Origin of the sequence: Streptomyces sp. NPDC047525, assembly GCF_040643025.1 — a bacterium.
Taxonomy (GTDB): Bacteria; Actinomycetota; Actinomycetes; order Streptomycetales; family Streptomycetaceae; genus Streptomyces; species Streptomyces durmitorensis.
In genome coordinates, this window is the sequence record NZ_JBEYTL010000018.1 from 97,812 (window position 1) to 116,731 (window position 18,920).

Sequence of the window (18,920 nt, forward strand, 5' to 3'; positions counted from 1 at the left end):
CGTTGCCGGTCTGGGGGGTGTCGACCTTGATGGCCCTGGGCTCTTGCAGGGTGTACTGCTTCTTCGGGTTGCCCGTGGCGTCCAACAGGCTGAGGGAGGCTGTCGAGGACGCCGATACTCCACTGTGCCGCACCGTCGACGTCGAAGTGCCACCCAGGCCGGTGTGCCAGGAGGTTGCCCACCGACCGTCATGGAGGCAGCCGGGCGAATCCGCAGCCGAAGGTGTCGCACCCGTTGTCGTAGTCGCTGTTGGTGAAGTGTGTCCTGACGGACCGGTACGCGGGGGGCAGTTTCGTGAGCGTCGTAGGAGAAGTCAGGGACAGTCGGTTCCCCAGTGTCGGTGGAGAATCCCTTGGCCTGTGCTCGGCGGAGAGATCATCATGTGGCCATGCCTGAGAACCGACCCTCCGTGACACCGACTGTGATGCGACTCCCTCAATACACCAAGACGAACCAGGAAGAGATCCTTGGCAACAGCGGTGATCCCTTCGGTGTTGCCTCGACCGGTCTGACCTGGCTGCCGAAGGAAGAACACTTCGGCATCAGACACGAGGACCGGCTCGTGGCACATGCTGGCCTGCTGCGACTGCCTGTCGCGATTGGTGGCGTCGCGACAGAGGTGGTGGGCGTCGGCGGGGTGGCCGTCGCACCCAACATGCAAGGCCATGGCCTGGCTCGGCTCGTCGTCACAGCTGCCCTGGAGCACGCCCGCACAATGGGTCCTCAGCACGCACTCCTGTTCTGCCGCCCTCCCCTCGTGTCGCTCTACAGGCGCCTCGGATGGCACCCGCTCGACAACGACGTACTGGTCGAACAACCCGAAGACCGCCTGGTGACCATGCCATTGCGGACTATGGTGACGCCCCTGCGCGACGACGCCCGCTGGCCCTCAGGGCCAGTGCGCCTGTTCTCGCTCCCCATGTGAATGTGATGGAGAGTCACCCAGTACGGCCGGGCGCCGGTGATCGCGAAGGCCAACACCCGCCCGACCAAGCTCGGGCACCCTTTACCCGCTGGTCACTCCGCAAAATCGCCGCCTACCTGCGCCGCGTACAGGGCCGTGTGATCCGGATCCGCCGCGAGGCGTTATGGGCGGTGGATATCTGGCCGAGCCGCTGCTCGGCGCTCTCGTCGTAGTGACGATTGTCCGACGGCGCCTGCACATACACACCGCGAGCTCGGGGGCGGGCGTATTTGACCCCACGGCGGGGCAACGACGGCCTCAGGTATGTCCCTGCCGGTGTGCGGGCGGCATATACGTACACAGCCGGGGGTGGCCCGAGCGGGCGAGGAGGCGTGCGGCGCGGTCAGTTCGTTGTCTGCTGGGAGGGGAGGGACCGTTGACCGGACAGCCTGGTTTCGGGGAAGTGCTGCGCGCTCACCGGCGCGCGGGACGTTTGACATGGGAACAGTTGGCCGGGATGTCCGGGGCGAGCGCCCGGACGCTGTCGGACTTGGAGCGCGGACGCAGCAAGGGGCCTCAGCATCGCACCGTGACGGCGTTGGCGGATGCGCTCGCGTTGGACGAGAGGGCCAGTCGGCAGCTGGTCGAGCTGGCGCGCAGCGGCCGGCTGCGGGATCACTGGTCATGTCCGGGCGGTCTGTGTGAACTGCCACGGATGGTGGGTGACTTCACCGGCCGCAGTACGGAGCTGATCTGGCTGAGTGAGCTGGTCTACGCCGAAAGCACCCCGGGGGTCGGGGTGGTGGGACTCATCACCGGTGCGGCGGGCCTGGGCAAGACCTCCTTCGCGGTGCGGGCCGTGCCCGCCGAGCGGCCGAGTTTCCCCGGAGGGGTGTTCTTCGTCAACCTCTTCGGCATGTCCCCGCACCCGGTCGTTGCGGGCGACGCCCTGTGGATGTTGCTGCGCGCGTTCGGCGTCGCTGACCAGCAGATCCCCGGCCCAGGTGGCTTGTTCATTCGTTGTTCGCACAGTCCTTTACGCCAGTCAGACAGACAGAGGTTAGGATCACGACGTGATTACGGCCTGGTCTCCTTCCGGCGCACAGCGGACTCGCGCAACTGCGATTCCGCTGCGCCTGCTGGGCCTTGGTCTGATCCTCTTCGGCGTTCTGTACACGCACGCGGCCAGCCCCGAGAGCACAGCGGGTCACGTCGCGTCGGGCAGCGGGGCCTCGACTGCGATCGCCGGCCACGCTGAACTCGGGCCGGAGCAGCTTGTTGCCACTGCCACTGCCACGCATGACCCGGCCGAGGCGCCGGTCAATCACCATGGCGGTGACAGCCACGGGCAGGAGCACGCCCTCGACGAATGCGGTCTTGGCCAGCCGTCACAGGGCCCCGCGCTAGGGCTGCCATGCCTTACTTCGCTGAGTTCGTCAGCGGACACATTGGTGCCGCCGCTCGTGCACGTCCGCCCATCAGCCGTGCGGGGCTTCGTCGTTCCGATACCGCACGCGGCGGAGTCTCCAGTTCTACGCATCTAGGTCAGCGCCCCCTTCTCCATAGGCCGACACATCGCTGAGGCCTGCCGACGCGGCCCGAGGCCGTCGTCGTGCCTTCTCTCGTCGGCCGGTGCCCGGCGTCTGGCCTTCCCTTGCGTGCCCTGTTGCGGGCGGCTCCGGGATGGTTTCGACGGCTCGTCGCCCCCACTCATTGCTGCCCTGCCGTGGACGATCCGGCAGGGGAATCCGCCGCACGGAGGATCTGTGCCGCCCTGCTTTGCTGAACCGATGTCCTCTCCCGCATGGGCGAGTTCGCCTCCGGGACGTTGGTCCCTTTCGCATGCCCAGGCGTTGTGGGAGCGCCGACTCGTATGGACCGCGGTGGCCGTTCTCCTGCTCACGCTGGTGCAGTGCGGCGCCGAGACCGCGCACGCCGGTGAGCAGTCGATGGCTCGCGTCAGTGCCGTGTCGCGAACACTGCCCCATACCGAGGGGCGGCCCGCGACGGAGGTGCTCGACGGACCTGAGTCACCATCAGGCTGTTCCGTCTCCGATCCCGGCTCCGTCGGAACCGCTCCTGCGTCCGTACGCGGCCTGCCGTACGCGAGTGCGCTCGCGAACCCGACGACCCCTGTCACACCGCTCATCGCTGAGCACCTCCGAGCTGCGCCCAGCCGGATACCAGGTGGCAGCCATGCCACACCGGCTGTCCTGTGCAGGTGGCTGATCTAGGAGCCGCCTTCGCGGTCGGCCGCGGTCGACCGCCGCGCTGCTCGCCTGACGGGCGTGCAGTGCGAGACGAGCACCCGCGCAGCTTCTACAGCGAAATGAGAGCGAATCAGATGCACTCTCTGACCACGAGTGACTTCACTCCTGCCGGCTCAAGCCTGCCAGGGCTGGTCGGCAACACGCCCGTCCTTCGGGTGGCCCAGCCGTTCACCCCCTCCGACCGTGGCTTCTGGGCCAAGTTGGAGGGCTTCAACCCGGGTGGCATCAAGGACCGCCCGGCACTGCACATGGTCGAACGGGCTCGTGCCCGCGGCGAATTGCTGCCGGGCTGCCCGATCGTCGAGTCGACCAGTGGCACCCTGGGGCTCGGCCTTGCCCTTGCCGGGATGGTCTACGGGCATCCCGTCACCCTTGTCACCGACCCGGGTCTGGAACCGTCCATGGCCCGTCTCCTTGCTGTGTACGGTGCCACGGTCGACACGGTGACCGAAGCGCACCCCTCCGGAGGCTGGCAGCAGGCCCGCCGGGACCGGGTCGTCGAACTGCTCGCGCGGGAGCCCGGAGCTTGGTGCCCCGATCAATACGGCAATCCCGACAACGTCTCCGCCTACACTCCGCTGGGCCTCGAACTCGCCTCCCAGATCGGCCACATCGACGTACTCGTATGCAGTGTCGGTACCGGGGGCCACTCCGCGGGCATCTCAAGGGCGCTTCGCCAGCTCTACCCGGATATGCGCCTGGTGGGGGTGGACACCGTGGGCTCGACCATCTTCGGGCAGCCCGCCCGGCCCAGGCTCATGCGCGGGCTCGGATCCAGCATCTACCCGCGCAACGTCGCGTACAAGAACATCAGCGAGGTGCACTGGGTGGCACCAGCCGAATCCGTCTGGGCCTGCAGGCAGTTGGCGACCTCGCACTACGCCACGGGTGGCTGGAGCGTCGGCGCGGTCGCGCTCGTGGCCGGGTGGCTGGCACGTACGGAGCCTCGGGACACCCGCATCGTCGCGATCTTCCCCGACGGGCCTCAGCGTTATCTGGAAACCGTCTACGACGACGAGTACTGCGCCGAGAAGGGGCTGTTGGGAGTGGTCCCGGCTCCCGAACCGGATGTGGTGGGCCGCTCCGACGAGAAGGAAGTGACCCGCTGGACCCGCTGCACCGAGGTCGCGGATCCGCTCTCCCAGCCGACCGAGTCCGGCGTGCTCGAAGGAGGGGGCCGGTGAAGGGCACGATCGCGCAGGTGCGCTCCTACGACCGGAGCGTGCAGCTCCTGTTCGCCAATCAGTTCACCATCAATCTCGGCTTCTACATGCTGATGCCTTACCTGGCGCAGCATCTGTCGGGATCGCTCGGGCTCGCGGGGTGGCTGGTCGGTCTCGTGCTGGGGGTGCGGAACTTCAGCCAGCAGGGCATGTTCCTCATCGGCGGCACCCTCGCCGACCGGTTCGGTTACAAGCCGCTGATCGTCGCCGGATGTGTTCTGCGCACGGCCGGTTTCGCGACGCTCGGTCTGGTCGACTCGGTCGCGGCGTTGATCGCGGCCTCGGCGGCCACCGGCTTCGCGGGCGCCCTGTTCAACCCCGCCGTGCGGGCCTACCTCGCGGCGGACGCGGGGGAGCGCAGGGTCGAGGCATTCGCCCTGTTCAACGTCTTCTACCAGGCGGGCATCCTGCTCGGCCCGCTCGTCGGGATGCTGCTCACAGGAGTCGACTTCCGTATCACCTGCCTGGTTTCGGCAGCGATTTTCGCTCTGTTGAGCGTGGTGCAGATCCGCGCGCTGCCTGCCCGCAGGGGCGACGATCGCGCAAGCGGCGGCACCGGTGAGCGGGAGAGTGTGCTGGCGCAGTGGCGCGGCGTGATCGCCAACCGGGCGTTCCTGCTCTTCTCAACCGCGATGATCGGCTCGTACGTCCTCTCCTTCCAGGTTTACCTCGCGCTGCCGCTCGAAGTGCGGCGCCTGGGTGGCGACGGCGAGTTCGGAACCGTTGCCGTGGCGCTGCTGTTCGCCGCCTCCGGCCTGACCACGATTCTCTGCCAGACCCGGGTGACTGCTTGGTGCAAGGAGCACTTGGAACCCGGCCGCGCCCTGACCCGGGGCCTGCTGATCATGGGAGCCGCATTCATACCGCTCCTGGCCGCGACCGCCGTCCCGGTGCCGGACACAGGCATCGGACTGTGGCTGCTCGCCTCCGTACCGCCCACGCTGGCCGCACTCATGCTGGCGCTGGGCACGATGATCGCGTACCCCTTCGAGATGGACACCATCGTCCGGCTCGCGGGTAACCGCCTCGTCGCCACCCACTACGGCCTCTACAACACCATCTGCGGAATCGGCATCACGCTCGGCAACCTGCTCACCGGCGCAGCCCTCGACGCGGCCCGGGCCGCCGGAATGTCCGCGCTGCCCTGGCTCGCGTTGTTCGGGCTCGGTCTGGCCTGCTCGGCGTCCCTCTACGGCCTGCACCGGACCGGACGCCTGACACGCCCCGCGCCCGAACCGCAGCCCGCGACGGCCTGACCGACCCCGCACACAACCGGTGGGGACGGGCGGCAACCAAGCCGCCCGTCCCCACCCCAGCGGCGCACCCAGCTCACTGCGTCGCGCACGATGGCTTTCCGCGGACCCGCCTCCTTCTGCTGGGGGAAGTCGAGCCGATCGTCCTATGGCTCCGGTCTCACGGCCGGTAGGGGCAGATCGAGGACGTGGGCGAGAGCGGCTGTGACGGGAGCGCGGTGGTCAGGAAGGTGCCCGGACGTCCAGTCGGCTGCCAGCGCGAGGAAGTCAGCCAAGTCGCTCTCGGCACCGGCGAGGTGGTGGCGGAGCTCGGTGACGGACAGCGCGATGACCGGACTGTCTCGCTGCTCGGCGTTGACAGTGAGCCTGACGGTGTCGCCGAAGCGCTCCGCAACGGGTGACACGGGATCATGACCGAATCCGAGCAGGTTGCCGTCGTCGACGAACTGATGCCAGTCGCGCCAGCTCTCCAGCCCGTCACAGCAGCCCGGCAGGAAGGTGACACTGGTGGAGGTGTCTATGACTCGAAGACCGCCGGGGGCGACGAGGCCGTCCTCAGGTGCGAGGAGCCCGTGCAAGAAAGAGCCGAGTGCATTGGCCGACTGCTGTGTGTGGTCGCCATCGGAGTCGAGGTTGTTGTAGTCGGCGATGCGCATCACCACCGTCCCTACCTCAGCAGGTGAGAGCGCCCCGCTGAGAGGCAGGTATCCGAACGGCTCGATCTCGGCGACAGGCCAGAGGCCGAAGTCGTCAGGTGTGTAAATCTCCAGGACGGGCTGCATCGTGATCACCCTGCGAAGTTTTCCGCACTCACCGCCCGTACCGCCTCCTGATTACGTCGAGCATCCTCGTCGCAGCCGACGAGGCTGTGCACCTTCGGCTCTACCGTGCTGAGTTGATGCAGGTATACGGCGACACTCGCGCGATCGCCTCTCCTGGCACGCTCAAGACAAGCTCGCACGACACCGCTGAGCCACCCCATGCGCACCCCGGTCACCAGGACGAAGGGTGCGAACAGTTGACTGAGCAGGGAAGGCTACAGTCCCAGGAATCAGGGGCGGAGGATGAGAGGGGAGGTGAAGATCCACGATGCGTCTGAGGCGTGGACTGCTGGCCGGGGGACTGGTGCTCGTAGTGGTGGGTGCGTGGGTGGGATGCGCCGAGTGGCCCGTGGAGACTCCCTCGGCGAAGACGGCCAGTGCGCAGGGTCCAGTCGTGCTGGAAGACGGCCGTCGTGTCATGGTGCGCTTCACGAAGCGAGGGCTGACGGAGAGGCACCGGGGTGCCGATGGCGGTTCGTGGTCGCAGCCCCGGGTTCTCCACCCCACGGCAGGGGATGGTGACTGCCGAGTTGACCTGAGCACCTATCAGAACACTGTCGCGGTCATTGCCCATCACAACGAGGGCTGCTACCTGGGTGATGCGGACGACACGGTGATCGCCGCCGTGAGCGACGGCGACCTCACGCAGTGGGACACGCATGTGACCAAGGGCGAAGACGGGTGGGAATGGACGCGTTTCTCCTGGAGCGGATATCGGGTCGTCTTCCGCAAGGAGGACGGTGAGGGAGTCCATGAGCTCAGCTGGCGCCAGAGCATCGGGTTCACCGGCCCGAGCCGGGGCTAGGTGCCGTTCGGGCACGTTGGTGACAGCAACGAGGTCGTGCGTGAGTGAGACCCAGACCCTCTGAGACCGGTGTCTGCGATACCGACATCCTCGAGGGGAATGCTGCGCCGGTAGCGGAGGCAGGCAGGCAGAGCAGGTCGGCGTAAGGCGTCTTCGAAGCCGCAAGGCCTGAAGGGCATGTCACCTTCCTGCATCCATTCGGCTGACAGGCAGGCGGCGTGCTGGACGCCAAGGGGACTGCCGTCGGTGACCTGCATGCCCCTCTGTGTTTTCCCTCTGCACGGCATCCGCGGGTCCGCCGGAGCCAGTTGCGGCATAGAAGCCTGTTCCGTCTCATCCAGCCAGAATCAGTGAATGTCTCCCGCGAGGCGCACAGGGCGCGGAGGTCTGCCAGCCACGCGCCGGGGATGAGCAGGCTTGCGTACGTCAGGGCGTGGCACGCTGGCGCCGTGGGTCCGTGATCGTCGAGGAGGTTTGCAACGTGGCGGAGCAACAGCTGGCAAAGACTGCTGGTGGCCCGGACGTGTTGGCCGAGGAGAGCCGGCTGCGCAAGGACCTCGGGTTCTGGGCTCTGACCGCGATCGGCTTCTCCAACATCCTCGGCTCGGGCTGGCTGTTCGCCGCCCTGTACGCCGCGCAGACCGCCGGGCCCGCCGCCCTGCTCTCCTGGATCGCTGCCGGCCTGCTCTGTGCGCTGGTGGCCGTGGTCATGGTCGAACTCGGCGCCACGAGGCCGGAAGGCGGCGGCACGGTCCGCTGGCCGCTGTACGCGAACGGCCGGCTGGTGGGCACGGTCGTCGGCTGGTCCGTCCTGCTCTCTGTGGGCGGAACCGCGGCCGAGATCAGCGCGATCATGCAGTACGCCGCCCACTACGTGCCCGGCCTCTACCACGGCACCAGCCTCACCCTGTCGGGCCTGGGCGTGGCCGCCGCACTGAGCGTGCTGCTCACCGCGCTGAACTGGTTCGCGGTACGGATGTTCGCACGCGTAAACAACCTGGTGTCGGTGTTCAAGGTCGTCGTTCCCGTGCTCACGGTGGCCGCCCTGTTCCTGTCCGGCACTCACCCGGGCCGTCTCACGGACCACGGCGGGTTCGCCCCCTACGGTTACGCGGCCTGCCTCACGGCACTGGCCGGCGGAGGCATCGTCTACTCCGTGAACGGCTTCCAGGCCCCTTTGGACTTCTCGGGAGAGGCCCGCAACCCGCGCCGCAACGTACCCGCCGCCGTCCTCACCGGAATCGGCCTCGCGGTGCTGGTGTACCTCGGACTCCAACTCGCCTTCCTCTACACCGTGCCTGATGCGCTGCTCACCAACGGCTGGCAGGGGGTCAACTTCGAGTCGCCGTTCGGCCAGCTCGCCCTTGTCCTCAACCTGCACTGGCTGGCCACACTGCTCTACGCCGACGCGGTCGTCTCCCCGGGTGGCTCCGCCTACGTGGGCGTCGCCATCGACGCCCGCCACACCTACGCCCTTTCGAAGAACGGTCTGCTGCCCCGCTTCTTCATGCGCATCGATCCCCGCTCCGGCATCGCACGCCGCGCATTGGTCCTCAACCTCGCGGTCATCGTCGTCTTCATGCTGCCGTTCGGAGGCTGGCAGGACATCGTGAGCGTGATGGGGGACATGTACCTGATCATCTACGCCGCCTCGGCGGTGGCCGTGGCCTCCTTCCGGGCCCACGACCGGGAGCGCGGCGTGCCCCTCGCGGACGGCCACATGCCGGGAGTGCGCTGGATCGCGCCGGTCAGTTTCGCCGTGGCGACCGAGTTCGTCTACTGGTCGGGGTGGGACGACCTGCGGCTCGCCCTGCCTCTCGTCCTTGCCGGTGTCCCGCTGTTCCTGCTGCAACGACGCAGGGCGGCAGGCGGCCGCCCTCCGGCCCAGGAACTGCGTCAGGGCTCATGGCTCGTGTTCCACCTGGCGGCGCTGACGCTGTTGTCGTGGCTCGGCACTTTCGGCGGCTCCGGACATCTGCCGGCGCCGTACGACTCACTCGTGGTGGGCGTCATCGCCTTGGCGGTCTTCGGGTGGGCGGTCCGCTCGGGCGCCGCCCACCTCCGCACGAACCCCGCTCAGTGAGCCGGGCGCCGACCGTCGGGGGACCACGGGCCGTCGCGGTAGTGGGTATCCGCCGTGCCTGGCCCTGGCTCTGCGCCTGTCAGGACGCGAAGACGGGGGAGGGGCCAGGGCCTTGGCATCCGTGGCCCTTCAGGGCTGTTCGGTGAGGAAGGCGACCACGGTGTCGAGGAACTGCGTCTGGCCTTCGACATTCGCCATGTGCACCGTGGGCAGGAGGGTGAAGTGGGCGCCGGGGACGGTCGCGGCGAGTTGCCTGCCGTGTTCGGCGGAGGTGACGGTGTCGTGTTCGCCTGCGATGACCAGTGTCGGGTTGGGGATGAGTGCGGCCGTGCGGCGCAGATCGTAGTCGCGTACCGCAGCCCAGCTCCCGGCCACGCCCTGGCGCTGGGTGGCGAGCAGAGTGCGGCGGAAGCCCTCGGTGATCTCGTTGTCGCCTCGCAGCATGCTGGCCGGGAACCAGTTGTGCAGGAACATTTCCGCGGTGGCCTGCATGTCGGGGGCTTGCAGCAGTTCGGCGATCGGCTGATCCCACTGACCGGCCGGGCCGAGGTGAGCGGCGGTGTTGGAGAGAACGAGGCGGTCGACGCGTTCGGGAACGTGGATGCCCAGCCACTGCGCGACGATGCCGCCCAGGGAAAGGCCCAGCACGTGCACCCGCTGCAGGCCCAGGGCGTCCAGCAGCTCCACCACGTCGCGCCCCAGCCGGTCCAGGGAGTACGGGCCGTCGGGGACGTCGGAGGCGCCGTGGCCGCGTGCGTCGTAGCGCAGCAGCCGGAAGTGCTCGGTCAGCGCCGGCACCTGGCCGTCCCACATGTGCAGGTCGGTTCCGATGGAGTTCGAGAGCAGTAGTACCGGCTTGCTCTGGTCACCGTCGAAGCGGTAGGCGATGCGGACGCCGTCGCCGGTGGTGATGGCGGTAAGGGTCTGGGAAGTCATGTCAGCTCCAGTGATCGAGCGGCAGCGGCTATGTGCTGAGCCTAGGAACACGACCTGCCAAAGTGCTATTACAAAGATTGGACGATTCCTGTAGGTTGCCTGGACAATGTCGAATTTCACGCTCCATGAATTGCAGTGCTTTGACGCGGTGGTACTCGGCGGCGGCTTCCAGGCTGCGGCCGAGCGGCTGCACCGCTCGCACCCTTCTGTCTTCGCGGCAGTCGCCAAGCTGGAGCGCCAGCTGGGTCTGGACCTGCTCGACCGCTCGGGCTACCGGGTCCGGCTCACCGAGGCGGGGCACGCTTTTCACCGCAAGGTGCGCTTCCTGCTGCACGAGGCCGGGGAGCTGCAGACCTATGCCGCGCAATTGGCGATGGGCGAGGAGGCCGAACTGCGCGTGGTGCTCGGGGACCTGTGCCCGCTTCCGCCGGTGCTGGAGATGCTCAGCGACTTCTTCGCGCTGTGCCCGCAGACGCGGCTGCACCTGCAGTTCGAGACGGTCACCGGCCCCTGGGAGCGGCTGCTGGAGGACGAAGCCGACCTCATGGTGCACCGTGTCCCCCAGAGCGATGTGCGGATGGAGTCGATCGGTCTGGGCCGCGTCGCGCTGGTGCCCGTCGTGGCGCCGGGTTTCCTGCCCTTTCCTCCGGACAGCGACATCACACCCCAGCGAATGCAGGCCTTCACCCAATGCGTGATCCGGGATTCGGCGCGCCATCCGTCCGAACCGGGCCATTTCCTGGTCGACGGCGCGCCCCTGTGCTCCGTTCCGGACCACCTCATGAAGAAGGAGCTGATCCTGCACGGCATGGCATGGGGGCACGTGCCGCGGTTCATGATCGAGAACGAGTTGCGTGACGGACGGCTGTTCTCCATCGCAGGGCGACATTTTCCCGGCGTGGTCGAGGAACTCTCGGCGGCGCGCCGGCGAGACCGGCCGCACGGGCCGGTGGCCGACCGGCTGTGGGACTTCCTGGAGGGCCGTGCACCGGTTCTGGGGCCTGCGCTGGGCCATGTGCTCGGGGCGGGGAAGACACCGGAACACTCACCGCGGAGCTGACCGCAGCCTGCTGATTCTGACGGGTTTCGGCCCGTGCGAACCGCTGGGCCCGGAACCCGTGTTCATCGCTTGCGGTAGTACCTCAGGAGCATGTCGACGCCGCGGTCCACCAGGCGTTCGGCCAGGTCGGGGGAGAGGTGCTCGCCCTACGCGCTGTGGACGATGTGGGGGTAGAGCACCAGCGCGTAGAACTGGAGGATCGCCACTTCCATGTCGGGGATGTGCAGCTCTGCTCGGGAGCGGAGTGTCTGTGCCAGGGGTTCGGCGAAGCGGTCCGGGCCTGCGCGCGCCAGGCCTGGCCGAGTTGGGGGAAGCGGCGGGATTCCGCGGCCGCCATCGCGGTCGGTGTCACGCTGCTGTCCCGCGTCGCCGCCGCCCACCCGCACAACCCCAGGGCCTGGGTGGGCGCCGTCTACCGGACCATGGCCATCAACCACGGCGCCCGCCTGGGCATTGACGTCCACCCCGTTCAACGGCCGCCAGGAATCAAGGCATTCAAAATCATCCCCAGACGCTGGACCATCGAGCGCGGTATCGGCACAGGCTCATGCACCACAGCAGATTCGCCCGCGCCCGCGACTGCGACACCCACCCGCACCGCTGCGAAGGCATGATTCACCTCGCGATGATCGACCTCATAGCCCGCCGCCTCACCGGCGAAGCCACCCCCGACTGGCGCGGAACCTGATCCCGCGGACTAAACACACCTCACAGGATCAATCGCCCAGTTAGCTCTCGACCATGTCGCCATTGCTCCAGGCGTAAACCTTGTCTCCCTTGACCGCCACCCGTAGCTGGTACTGCCCGGAACAGTCGGGCCGTCCGTCATCGGCCCCCACGTCTTGTGGCCACCAGCTCGCTGCCAGCGTGGGCCCGTCGGAGAAGGCGCCTTCCAAGCAGCCCTCCTCACCGGCCAGCTTCAGCGGGGTGTCGGCGAGCGTGAAGCGCATGAGCTTGGCGTTGCCGGTGGTCTGCGCCTTGATCGTGATGTCCGTCGCGTCCCTGGGCACCCACTTGGGGAGCCGGAAGATGAATTCATTGTCAGCGGACTTCCGGGCCTCGTGCTCCGTGGGGAACGTCTTGACGCGTTCGTGGAGCACATGGTCGTTGAACGCGTCCGGGAAACCGTCGTTGTGTTCCTTCAGCACGGGTGTCACGGCCGAGCCGACGGCCCAGAGACCTACTACGCAGGCTGCGCTGATGATCAGAGTCTTTTTCTGCATACCCATCCAGGCCCGGTAGGGGCCGCTCGCTTCCACGCCGACGGGGCGATCGTATGTCGCCCCGTCAGAGAGACGGAGGCGGAGAGCAGGTGGTTCAGTCCCGAGGCCCAAGAACATCTACGGTCAACATGCCCGTGGGCCTCGCCGTGCTCCTTCTGGGACGCAGGTTCATCCCCGCGTCGACCGTGAAGAGGGCCGACCGGCTCGACCTGACCGGCATGCTGCTGTCCGCACTGGCCATCGTCCTGATCCGTGTTCCCGCTCACCAGGGGCGTTGGGACTCGCCGCTGGGCGAGCGCCAATGGCTGGTTCAGTGTTCGTGGTGGAGGGCGTCCTGAACCGTGGCGAGGGTCCGGCACCTGGACAGCAGTGTGGGCCCGACCGGCACGCGCCGGTCGGGCCCACAGTGAGTGCGGCGGGTTCTTGCTGAGTGGCTGTGCTCAGTGGTCGGAATAGCTGAAGTCGCCCACGGTCCAGGTGCTGATGTCTTCGATCGCCACGCGGTACATCCCGCCTGTCTCGGGGATTCCCACGGTTCCCTGCAGGATCCGGGCGACATGGAAGTGCAGATATGTAGGCGGCCCGTCCTTCTTCGCCGGGGTGTCGAAGACGGCGGAGAACTCTGCCAAGCGGTCCGAATCCGTCAGCACCTCCGCCACCCTCTGCCGCCACACTGCTTCGGGAGCTAGGCGGCCGGTGATGACAGCACCACCGGTGACCACGGTCAGGGACATCTGGTTGCTCTGCCCGGATTCCACCAGGGCGGCGACCTCAACGAGCAGCTCGTCAGGCTTCGACATGCGGAAGATTATATTCGCCGGCCGGCCAGCTGCTTGAGCGGCGGTGCTGGGGTGCTACCGAGGAAGACGGGCGCTCACAGTTGCTGCCGGAGGCCCGGCTGGTGGCCGCGGTGGAGCGGGCGAGGCGGTTGACCATGGGCCGGGCCGAAGCCTCCGGTGCCGCCGTTCAGGTCAGGGGTGCGCATGCGCGGCGCATGCCGACTGGGGTCGTGGACGGCCACCTCGATGGTGTCGGGGTGCGCAGTCAGGCCCCCGTGCAGCGGCACCCGTCGTGGCGCAGGGCGTTGGTGACGAGTTCGGACACGACCAGGACCACGGTGTCCGCCGCGTCAGGGGCCGGGGCCGGCTGCGGCAGGCATTAGAGGAAGACCAGCGTCGCAATCGCGCGCGTCGGCAACCACCCTCGTGGAACGGTCGGTTGTGGCATTGACGGCCATCGTGTTCATCAGGTTCACCGCGGTCTCTGATCGTCCATGCCCGGCCGTTGCCGATCCGATTTCTGTGCCCTGCCCCTCTACTCGCAAACGGGCCGGGCCGCAGTGCTTGCCGACGAAACGGACGGCCATGGTCGACGCATGGCGGCACCGCCACCGGCCTCACAGGAAGCTCTACGGGCTGCGAGGCCGTGGGTCACTCCGCGAGCCGGACCTGAGCTTCGGGGGCTGCAGCGACCGTCAATGGACCGGTTCGAGGTGGGTTGTCTCATCTTCGAGCGCACGGAAATCTATGTCCGCTGGAGAAGACATTGGGTGGTGGGGTGGTTATGGGTTTTCTCGTCGCCGAGGTCAAGTAGGGCCCGGCAGGGACGAACTGCCGGCCAGTAGTACCCGTAGTTGCAGTGCGCAGGACGGTGCGGCGGTGGAGTTCCGGAGCCAGAGCGGTTGCAGGACGGTGACGGGACTGATGGCCGGACCGGGTGGCCCGCAGTGATCAGGGGCCGCCGTGAGCAGGACCGCAGTTGAGCAGGAGCAGTACCCGCAAGTGCGGTTCGCAGTACCCGTGAATAGGTAGTTGATCAAGAGGGACGAACGGAGGGGCTGAGAGCCATCAGGATCGCCCGGGCGGAGCCACTGGGCCCGGGTACCGCAGGTCATCGATAGTGAGGTGGTCTCCGGTCAAGCAACCGCGATCCCCGCATTCCCCACTCGCTCCCGAGTGGTCATGCGGACACAGAAGGTCGGCGCAGCACTAGGGCCGGCAGATGGTGCAGCAGTTCCTCGGGGCCCGGATGCCAGTACGGCACCCGGGCCCCTCCACGCGTTCCGCAGAGATCCATGCGTTCCACGTTCCATGCTTGGATGGCCGGCCGACCGGCTTCGGCGGCGGAACCAGTGGTTCGAGCACCGTCCACTCGGCGTCGGAAAGGTCCGTCGGATAGGTGCGTCGGCCAGTCATCCCACCTCCCCGAAGTACAGGAACTACCAAGTCACCTGCCCTGAACGGAGGTTCTCAGACACCCGCTAGACCGTCGGGTGGAAGTTGATGCGTTCCCTGATGACAGGGAAGCCAGCCTTGGCAAAGTTCGCGGCCATGGGGAAGTTACCCTGGTCCGTTGCTCCGCTGACGAACTCCGCGCCCTGCTCGACGAGGAGGTGGGTGCACTCCGCGAGCAGGTCGTAGGCGTAGCCGCGACCGCGCTGTTCCGGGACGACTCCGATGAAGCCGATGGTCGGGCCGGAGGGGTTGTGGGCTGGGATGTGGATGCCGGCCAAGTCGCCCTCCGACGTGTGCGCGATCTGCCACCACTCCCGTGGGGAGGGGCACCAGTGGAAGAAGTCGAGTTCCTCCTGGGCGGCCTGGTCGAGGCCGCCCTCCCCGATGGCCCTGAGTGCGTGGGCGTCCAGGGTGGCGGAGTGGATGCGGCGCAACGCGTCGAAGAACACGGTGTTGTCGGGTTCGGCGCTGAAGCGCAGGCGTCCGGGCCGCTCGGGCAGACCTCGCTCCGGGGTCCAGCGGTAGAGGAAGCGTTCCACCAGGAGTTCGTATCCTGCGGCTCGTGCGGCGGCGAAGCGCGACTCGGCGCCGGCACGCAGGCCGGTCTTTCCCCGCCAGCCGCCTGGCAGGTTGATCTCGAGTTCGACCTGCCAGGGAGCGGAGCGCAGGAGCTCGGCCCCTGCCTCCTCCTCGCCCTCGGCCACGTCGAACCAGTTGATGTTCACGGGCTCCGAGTTGTTGGGGCCGCCCCACCACGCGCCGCGTGCGACGACCTCGCCGTCGCGCAGGGCGACGCGCTTCCAGTCGGGGCGGAACTGGGTACGCCGATGGCCTTCACGGGCGCCCAGGGGGTCGGGGAGTGCGTCGAAGAGATGAGCGTCGCTCGCGGAGAGCGCGCGGATGACCGCATCGGTCATTGATTCCTCCGGGATGCAGGCTGCTTGGAGCGCTCCCGGTCAGAACTCACGAACCACGCCGGGACAGCGGAAAGAGGGAGCGCTGGAAAGGTGTGAACCGCACGGCACTCGCCTCCTTCCATCCATCTCAGGGCGTGGAGCAGCACACTATGTGGTCTACCGCGGGCCCGTCCACGGATTTCCTTACGCCCTGACCCGCGATTGATGTGATCAAGCGTTCCCGCCCGGGGCCTGGGACAGGCGAGAAGACTGGCGCTGTGAAGGTCCTCGCAGTCCTGGACCGCGGTCCGGGGCGGCCGGCGACCTGGGAGAGCGCAGCCAGTTTGGTCTGCACGGCGATGACGGCGGTTGCGCACGGCGGGTTCGATCCGGCCGGTGGTGGCCAGCCAGGCCAGGGTGGCCCAGGTCAAGAGCAGGAACAGACGGCGGTCGATGCGTTCGGACAGGGAGCGGTACCAAAGCGGCAGATAGCCGGTCATGCCGTTTGCGCGGACCGCATCGCCGTGCTTGGGCGTGGTGGCCCACCAGCGCATCATGTGGCGCACGTTGTGGTCCGAGACGTTCGCGTAATGCATCTCGTAGTCGACGCGAGCGGTGAGTACCGCGCCGACTCCAGCAGGCAGCACCGCAAGGAGGAGCTAGGGCAACATCGCCCAGTGCAGCGCGGACAGAACTCCACTCGCGGCCACCATGCGAATGAGAGCGGCCATGAACCCTGCGTGCGGCCTCACTGATTCACCCCCAGGGACGTCAGCGTGACCAGGCGATGAACCCGCCCTGGCCTTCAGGTCGAGCTGCGCGAGGACACCATCCCCGAGCCTCTCAAGGAGTTGTGTGCGCATGTGGCCTGCTATGAGCCCATCGTGGCCCGCTGGCAGGAAGGCGGGTTCGAATCAGTCCAGATCGACGATCATGTGTCGAGCGCTGGTAATTTCCCTCGTGCGGAGTTGGACGCCTACCTGCGGAGCTCTTTCGAGGCACTGAAGCTCGAACAAGCACGGTTGCTCGCTCAGATGCGACGCTTGAGCTGACCGTGACATCGGCTTCGGTTGGTACATCGGGACATCGGTACATCGGGACATCGGTACATCGGTACATCGGTACATCGGTACATCGGTACATCGGTCAACGCCAAGCCGTTGATCATGGTCTCTGGTGCTGGCCGTGTTCTTTTCGCCGCTGAACGCGTTGAGGGGGTGACGCGTGCATGGGGCTGGACCCCCACGTTGGGCCCTGTGCGGTCCGTGGTTTGGATTCGGCCCTCTCCTTGTGAAGCCGCCGTTACCCATCATGTAGCGGAACGTGACTGCCTTCCGAGGCCTGTAGTGGGGGCATGCAGGTTGACGCCGTTCTCGTACTCGCGGCGGGCCTTGCGCTGGGCCGGGATCGCCGAGGTCCCGGGGCGCCTTCGTGGGTTCGGCAGTGGGCGAGGAGTCGGCGGTGGACCGAAGGCACGGCGCTGACGCGGAGCGTGTAGCCCTGGCCGTGCCGTACAGTCACGCCCTGGTCGAGCGCGGCGCGCTCTGCGGGGTCCAGTTCGGCCCCGTGGAGAAAGCCGGCGACCTTTACCAGCAGACCTCCATCGAGCTGCGTCGGTTCATGCCCACCCATCCGGTTGCGAAGGTCCGCTACTTGGTGTGGGATCTGCTGCCCGCCGGCATACAGGCCGCGCTGCTGGGTATCGGCCGGGTGCGGTGTTTCGCCGTTGTCGCCGGAGGACTCTGCGTCGGCAGTGTGGCTGGGCGGGCAGGAGCAGCGTCAGAAATACTGCTGTACATGAATGAGTCCCCACCCACCGGCAAGACCGGCAAGTTCGGTCTGTCGCGACGGCTGGTCCCCATGACCGGCCGTGACCCGGAAGAGCACGGCCGGACCGCCTCGCCGCTGGAGCTGTTGTTTGACCTGACCTTCGTGGTCGCCGTCGGCACGGCGGCGTTCCAGTTCGCCGAGATGGTCGCCGAGGGGCATGCCGGCCAGGCGGTCATCGCGTTCGTATTGGCGATGTTCGCGATCAGTATCGCCTGGATCAGCTTCAGCTGGTTCGCCTCTGCCTTCGCCACCGACGACTGGCTCTACCGGGCCGTGACGATGCTGCAGATGGTCGGCGTCGTCGTATTCTCGCTCGGCCTGCCCGCGATGTTCCACTCCGTCGAGGAGGGCGGCCACCTCGAACTGCGCGCCATGGTCATCGGCTATGTCGTGATGCGGATCGCGATGGTGCTCCAGTGGTGGCGCGCCGCCCGGCAGTCCCCGTCGTTCCACGACGTCGGCATGGCCAACATCCGCTGGACGGTGATCGTCCAGGCCGGCTGGATCGTCGTGGCCTTCGTGCACATGCCGATCAGCGCCGTCTTCGCCGCGTTCGGCGTCCTGGGTGCCCTTGAAGTCGTCCTGCCGGTGCTTACGCAGGGCTCCGCGGGCGGCACCCCCTGGCACCCGCACCACGTCGCCGAACGGTACGGACTATTTGCGATCATCGTCCTCGGCGAGGGCGTCGTCGGTACAGTCGCCTCTTCCGGCGACCTCCTGGGCGGCGGGGACGGCACGCACTGGACCTGGAACGCCATCGCCGTCGTCATCGCCGGTGTGGGCCTGACCTTCGGTATGTGGTGGATGTATTTCCTGACGCCGTTCGGCGACATCCTGGTGCACCGCCGCGGCCGCGGATACCTCTTCGGCTACGGCCACATCCCCCTGTTCATCGGCGTCGCCGGAGCCGGCGCCGGGCTGCACGTGGCAGGCCTGTACATGGAACACCACGCCAAGATCTCCGGCACCGCCGTCGTCCTGGCCCTCGCCATCCCGGTCGGTCTCTACATGCTGATGATCTACCTCCTGCACACCCTGCTGCTGTCCACGGCCGACCGCTTCCACATCCTTCTGATCGCCCTCACCATCGCCGTACTGGTCACGGCAGTCCTCCTGGCCGCCGCCGGCGTGGCCATCGCGGTGTGCCTGCTCGTGGTCATGCTCGCGCCATTTGTCACCGTGATCGGCTACGAGACGATTGGCCATCGCCACCAACAGCAGATGCTTGAAGAGCTCGGTACGCAGTAGGCGTCGGCGGGGACCTCGGTCGGTTCTGAACCCTGCCACCGGAGCGGCCGCTTGTGCCAGGCACTCAAGATCATCGACTTAGTGTTAACCACTGTGCCGAAGTCCCCCGAGGCCGTGCCCGGCAGTTCCCTGCC

The 18,920-nt window shown here is 67.4% G+C and carries 16 protein-coding genes and 3 pseudogenes; 11 read left to right on the forward strand and 8 right to left on the reverse strand.

Translation table 11 applies throughout. The features are described from left to right. Nucleotides 1-388 precede the first annotated feature (388 nt). The 5 genes and pseudogenes from ABZ833_RS36905 to ABZ833_RS36925 all read left to right on the forward strand — a co-directional run bounded on the left by ABZ833_RS36905 (nt 389) and on the right by ABZ833_RS36925 (nt 5,653). Nucleotides 389-925 carry a GNAT family N-acetyltransferase gene (locus tag ABZ833_RS36905; protein ID WP_361056479.1) on the forward strand — a complete coding sequence of 179 codons (537 nt, stop codon included), beginning with the start codon at nt 389-391 and terminating at the stop codon, nt 923-925. Nucleotides 926-961: 36 nt separating this feature from the next. Next, nucleotides 962-1,089: pseudogene (locus ABZ833_RS36910) on the forward strand (IS630 family transposase); the annotation flags it as partial. Nucleotides 1,090-1,340: 251 nt separating this feature from the next. Further along, nucleotides 1,341-2,162, forward strand: coding sequence for a helix-turn-helix domain-containing protein (locus tag ABZ833_RS36915; protein ID WP_361056481.1), 822 nt, complete (start codon nt 1,341-1,343; stop codon nt 2,160-2,162). A gap of 1,086 nt (nt 2,163-3,248) precedes the next feature. Beyond that, nucleotides 3,249-4,358: a PLP-dependent cysteine synthase family protein gene (locus ABZ833_RS36920; protein ID WP_361056484.1), complete on the forward strand. Its 1,110-nt coding sequence runs from the start codon at nt 3,249-3,251 to the stop codon at nt 4,356-4,358. After that, on the forward strand, nt 4,355-5,653 hold the full coding sequence (locus ABZ833_RS36925) for an MFS transporter (protein ID WP_361056487.1): 1,299 nt from the start codon (nt 4,355-4,357) through the stop codon (nt 5,651-5,653). Before ABZ833_RS36920 ends, ABZ833_RS36925 begins: the two co-directional genes overlap by 4 nt. A 143-nt stretch (nt 5,654-5,796) precedes the next feature. Here the strand turns inward: ABZ833_RS36925 and ABZ833_RS36930 are convergent, their stop codons facing one another. Continuing rightward, on the reverse strand, nt 5,797-6,432 hold the full coding sequence (locus tag ABZ833_RS36930) for a hypothetical protein (protein WP_361056720.1): 636 nt from the start codon (nt 6,430-6,432) through the stop codon (nt 5,797-5,799). 307 nt (nt 6,433-6,739) lie between these two features. Here ABZ833_RS36930 and ABZ833_RS36935 point away from each other — a divergent pair, with 307 nt between their 5' ends. Both ABZ833_RS36935 and ABZ833_RS36940 read left to right on the forward strand, forming a co-directional pair. Next, complete coding sequence (locus ABZ833_RS36935; RefSeq protein ID WP_361056490.1) at nt 6,740-7,276, forward strand: hypothetical protein; 537 nt, start codon at nt 6,740-6,742, stop codon at nt 7,274-7,276. A 481-nt stretch (nt 7,277-7,757) separates the two neighbouring features. Beyond that, nucleotides 7,758-9,359, forward strand: a complete 1,602-nt coding sequence (locus ABZ833_RS36940) for an APC family permease (protein WP_361056493.1) — start codon at nt 7,758-7,760, stop codon at nt 9,357-9,359. A gap of 129 nt (nt 9,360-9,488) precedes the next feature. Here ABZ833_RS36940 and pcaD read toward each other — a convergent pair whose 3' ends face one another. Continuing rightward, nucleotides 9,489-10,295 (reverse strand): 3-oxoadipate enol-lactonase, encoded by an 807-nt coding sequence (gene pcaD, locus ABZ833_RS36945; protein WP_361056497.1) that lies wholly within the window; start codon nt 10,293-10,295, stop codon nt 9,489-9,491. Between the two features lie 106 nt (nt 10,296-10,401). Here pcaD and ABZ833_RS36950 point away from each other — a divergent pair, with 106 nt between their 5' ends. Beyond that, nucleotides 10,402-11,355, forward strand: coding sequence for a LysR family transcriptional regulator (locus ABZ833_RS36950; RefSeq protein WP_361056500.1), 954 nt, complete (start codon nt 10,402-10,404; stop codon nt 11,353-11,355). 146 nt (nt 11,356-11,501) lie between these two features. On the opposite strand, the gene ABZ833_RS36955 is transcribed toward ABZ833_RS36950, so the two are convergent. Continuing rightward, on the reverse strand, nt 11,502-11,735 hold the full coding sequence (locus ABZ833_RS36955; RefSeq protein ID WP_361056503.1) for a hypothetical protein: 234 nt from the start codon (nt 11,733-11,735) through the stop codon (nt 11,502-11,504). 167 nt (nt 11,736-11,902) lie between these two features. Here ABZ833_RS36955 and ABZ833_RS36960 point away from each other — a divergent pair, with 167 nt between their 5' ends. Continuing rightward, nucleotides 11,903-12,043, forward strand: coding sequence for a hypothetical protein (locus ABZ833_RS36960; protein WP_361056506.1), 141 nt, complete (start codon nt 11,903-11,905; stop codon nt 12,041-12,043). A gap of 40 nt (nt 12,044-12,083) precedes the next feature. Here ABZ833_RS36960 and ABZ833_RS36965 read toward each other — a convergent pair whose 3' ends face one another. Then, a complete protein-coding gene (locus ABZ833_RS36965; protein WP_361056509.1) occupies nt 12,084-12,584 on the reverse strand; it encodes a hypothetical protein in 501 nt (166 codons plus the stop codon). 122 nt (nt 12,585-12,706) lie between these two features. Here ABZ833_RS36965 and ABZ833_RS36970 point away from each other — a divergent pair, with 122 nt between their 5' ends. Next, nucleotides 12,707-12,916 carry a hypothetical protein gene (locus ABZ833_RS36970; RefSeq protein ID WP_361056512.1) on the forward strand — a complete coding sequence of 70 codons (210 nt, stop codon included), beginning with the start codon at nt 12,707-12,709 and terminating at the stop codon, nt 12,914-12,916. A 102-nt stretch (nt 12,917-13,018) separates the two neighbouring features. Here the strand turns inward: ABZ833_RS36970 and ABZ833_RS36975 are convergent, their stop codons facing one another. From ABZ833_RS36975 to ABZ833_RS36990, 4 genes and pseudogenes are all read right to left on the reverse strand, one after another. After that, nucleotides 13,019-13,378, reverse strand: coding sequence for a hypothetical protein (locus tag ABZ833_RS36975; RefSeq protein WP_249592605.1), 360 nt, complete (start codon nt 13,376-13,378; stop codon nt 13,019-13,021). Between the two features lie 106 nt (nt 13,379-13,484). Further along, nucleotides 13,485-13,824, reverse strand: a pseudogene (locus tag ABZ833_RS36980) (ATP-binding protein); the annotation flags it as partial. Between the two features lie 1,014 nt (nt 13,825-14,838). After that, nucleotides 14,839-15,729 (reverse strand): GNAT family N-acetyltransferase, encoded by an 891-nt coding sequence (locus ABZ833_RS36985; RefSeq protein WP_361056516.1) that lies wholly within the window; start codon nt 15,727-15,729, stop codon nt 14,839-14,841. A 301-nt stretch (nt 15,730-16,030) separates the two neighbouring features. Beyond that, a pseudogene (locus ABZ833_RS36990) lies at nt 16,031-16,442 on the reverse strand (ABC transporter ATP-binding protein); the annotation flags it as partial. A 727-nt stretch (nt 16,443-17,169) separates the two neighbouring features. Between ABZ833_RS36990 and ABZ833_RS36995 the strand changes: the two are divergent. Next, a complete protein-coding gene (locus tag ABZ833_RS36995; RefSeq protein ID WP_361056519.1) occupies nt 17,170-18,786 on the forward strand; it encodes a low temperature requirement protein A in 1,617 nt (538 codons plus the stop codon). Nucleotides 18,787-18,920: the final 134 nt, after the last annotated feature.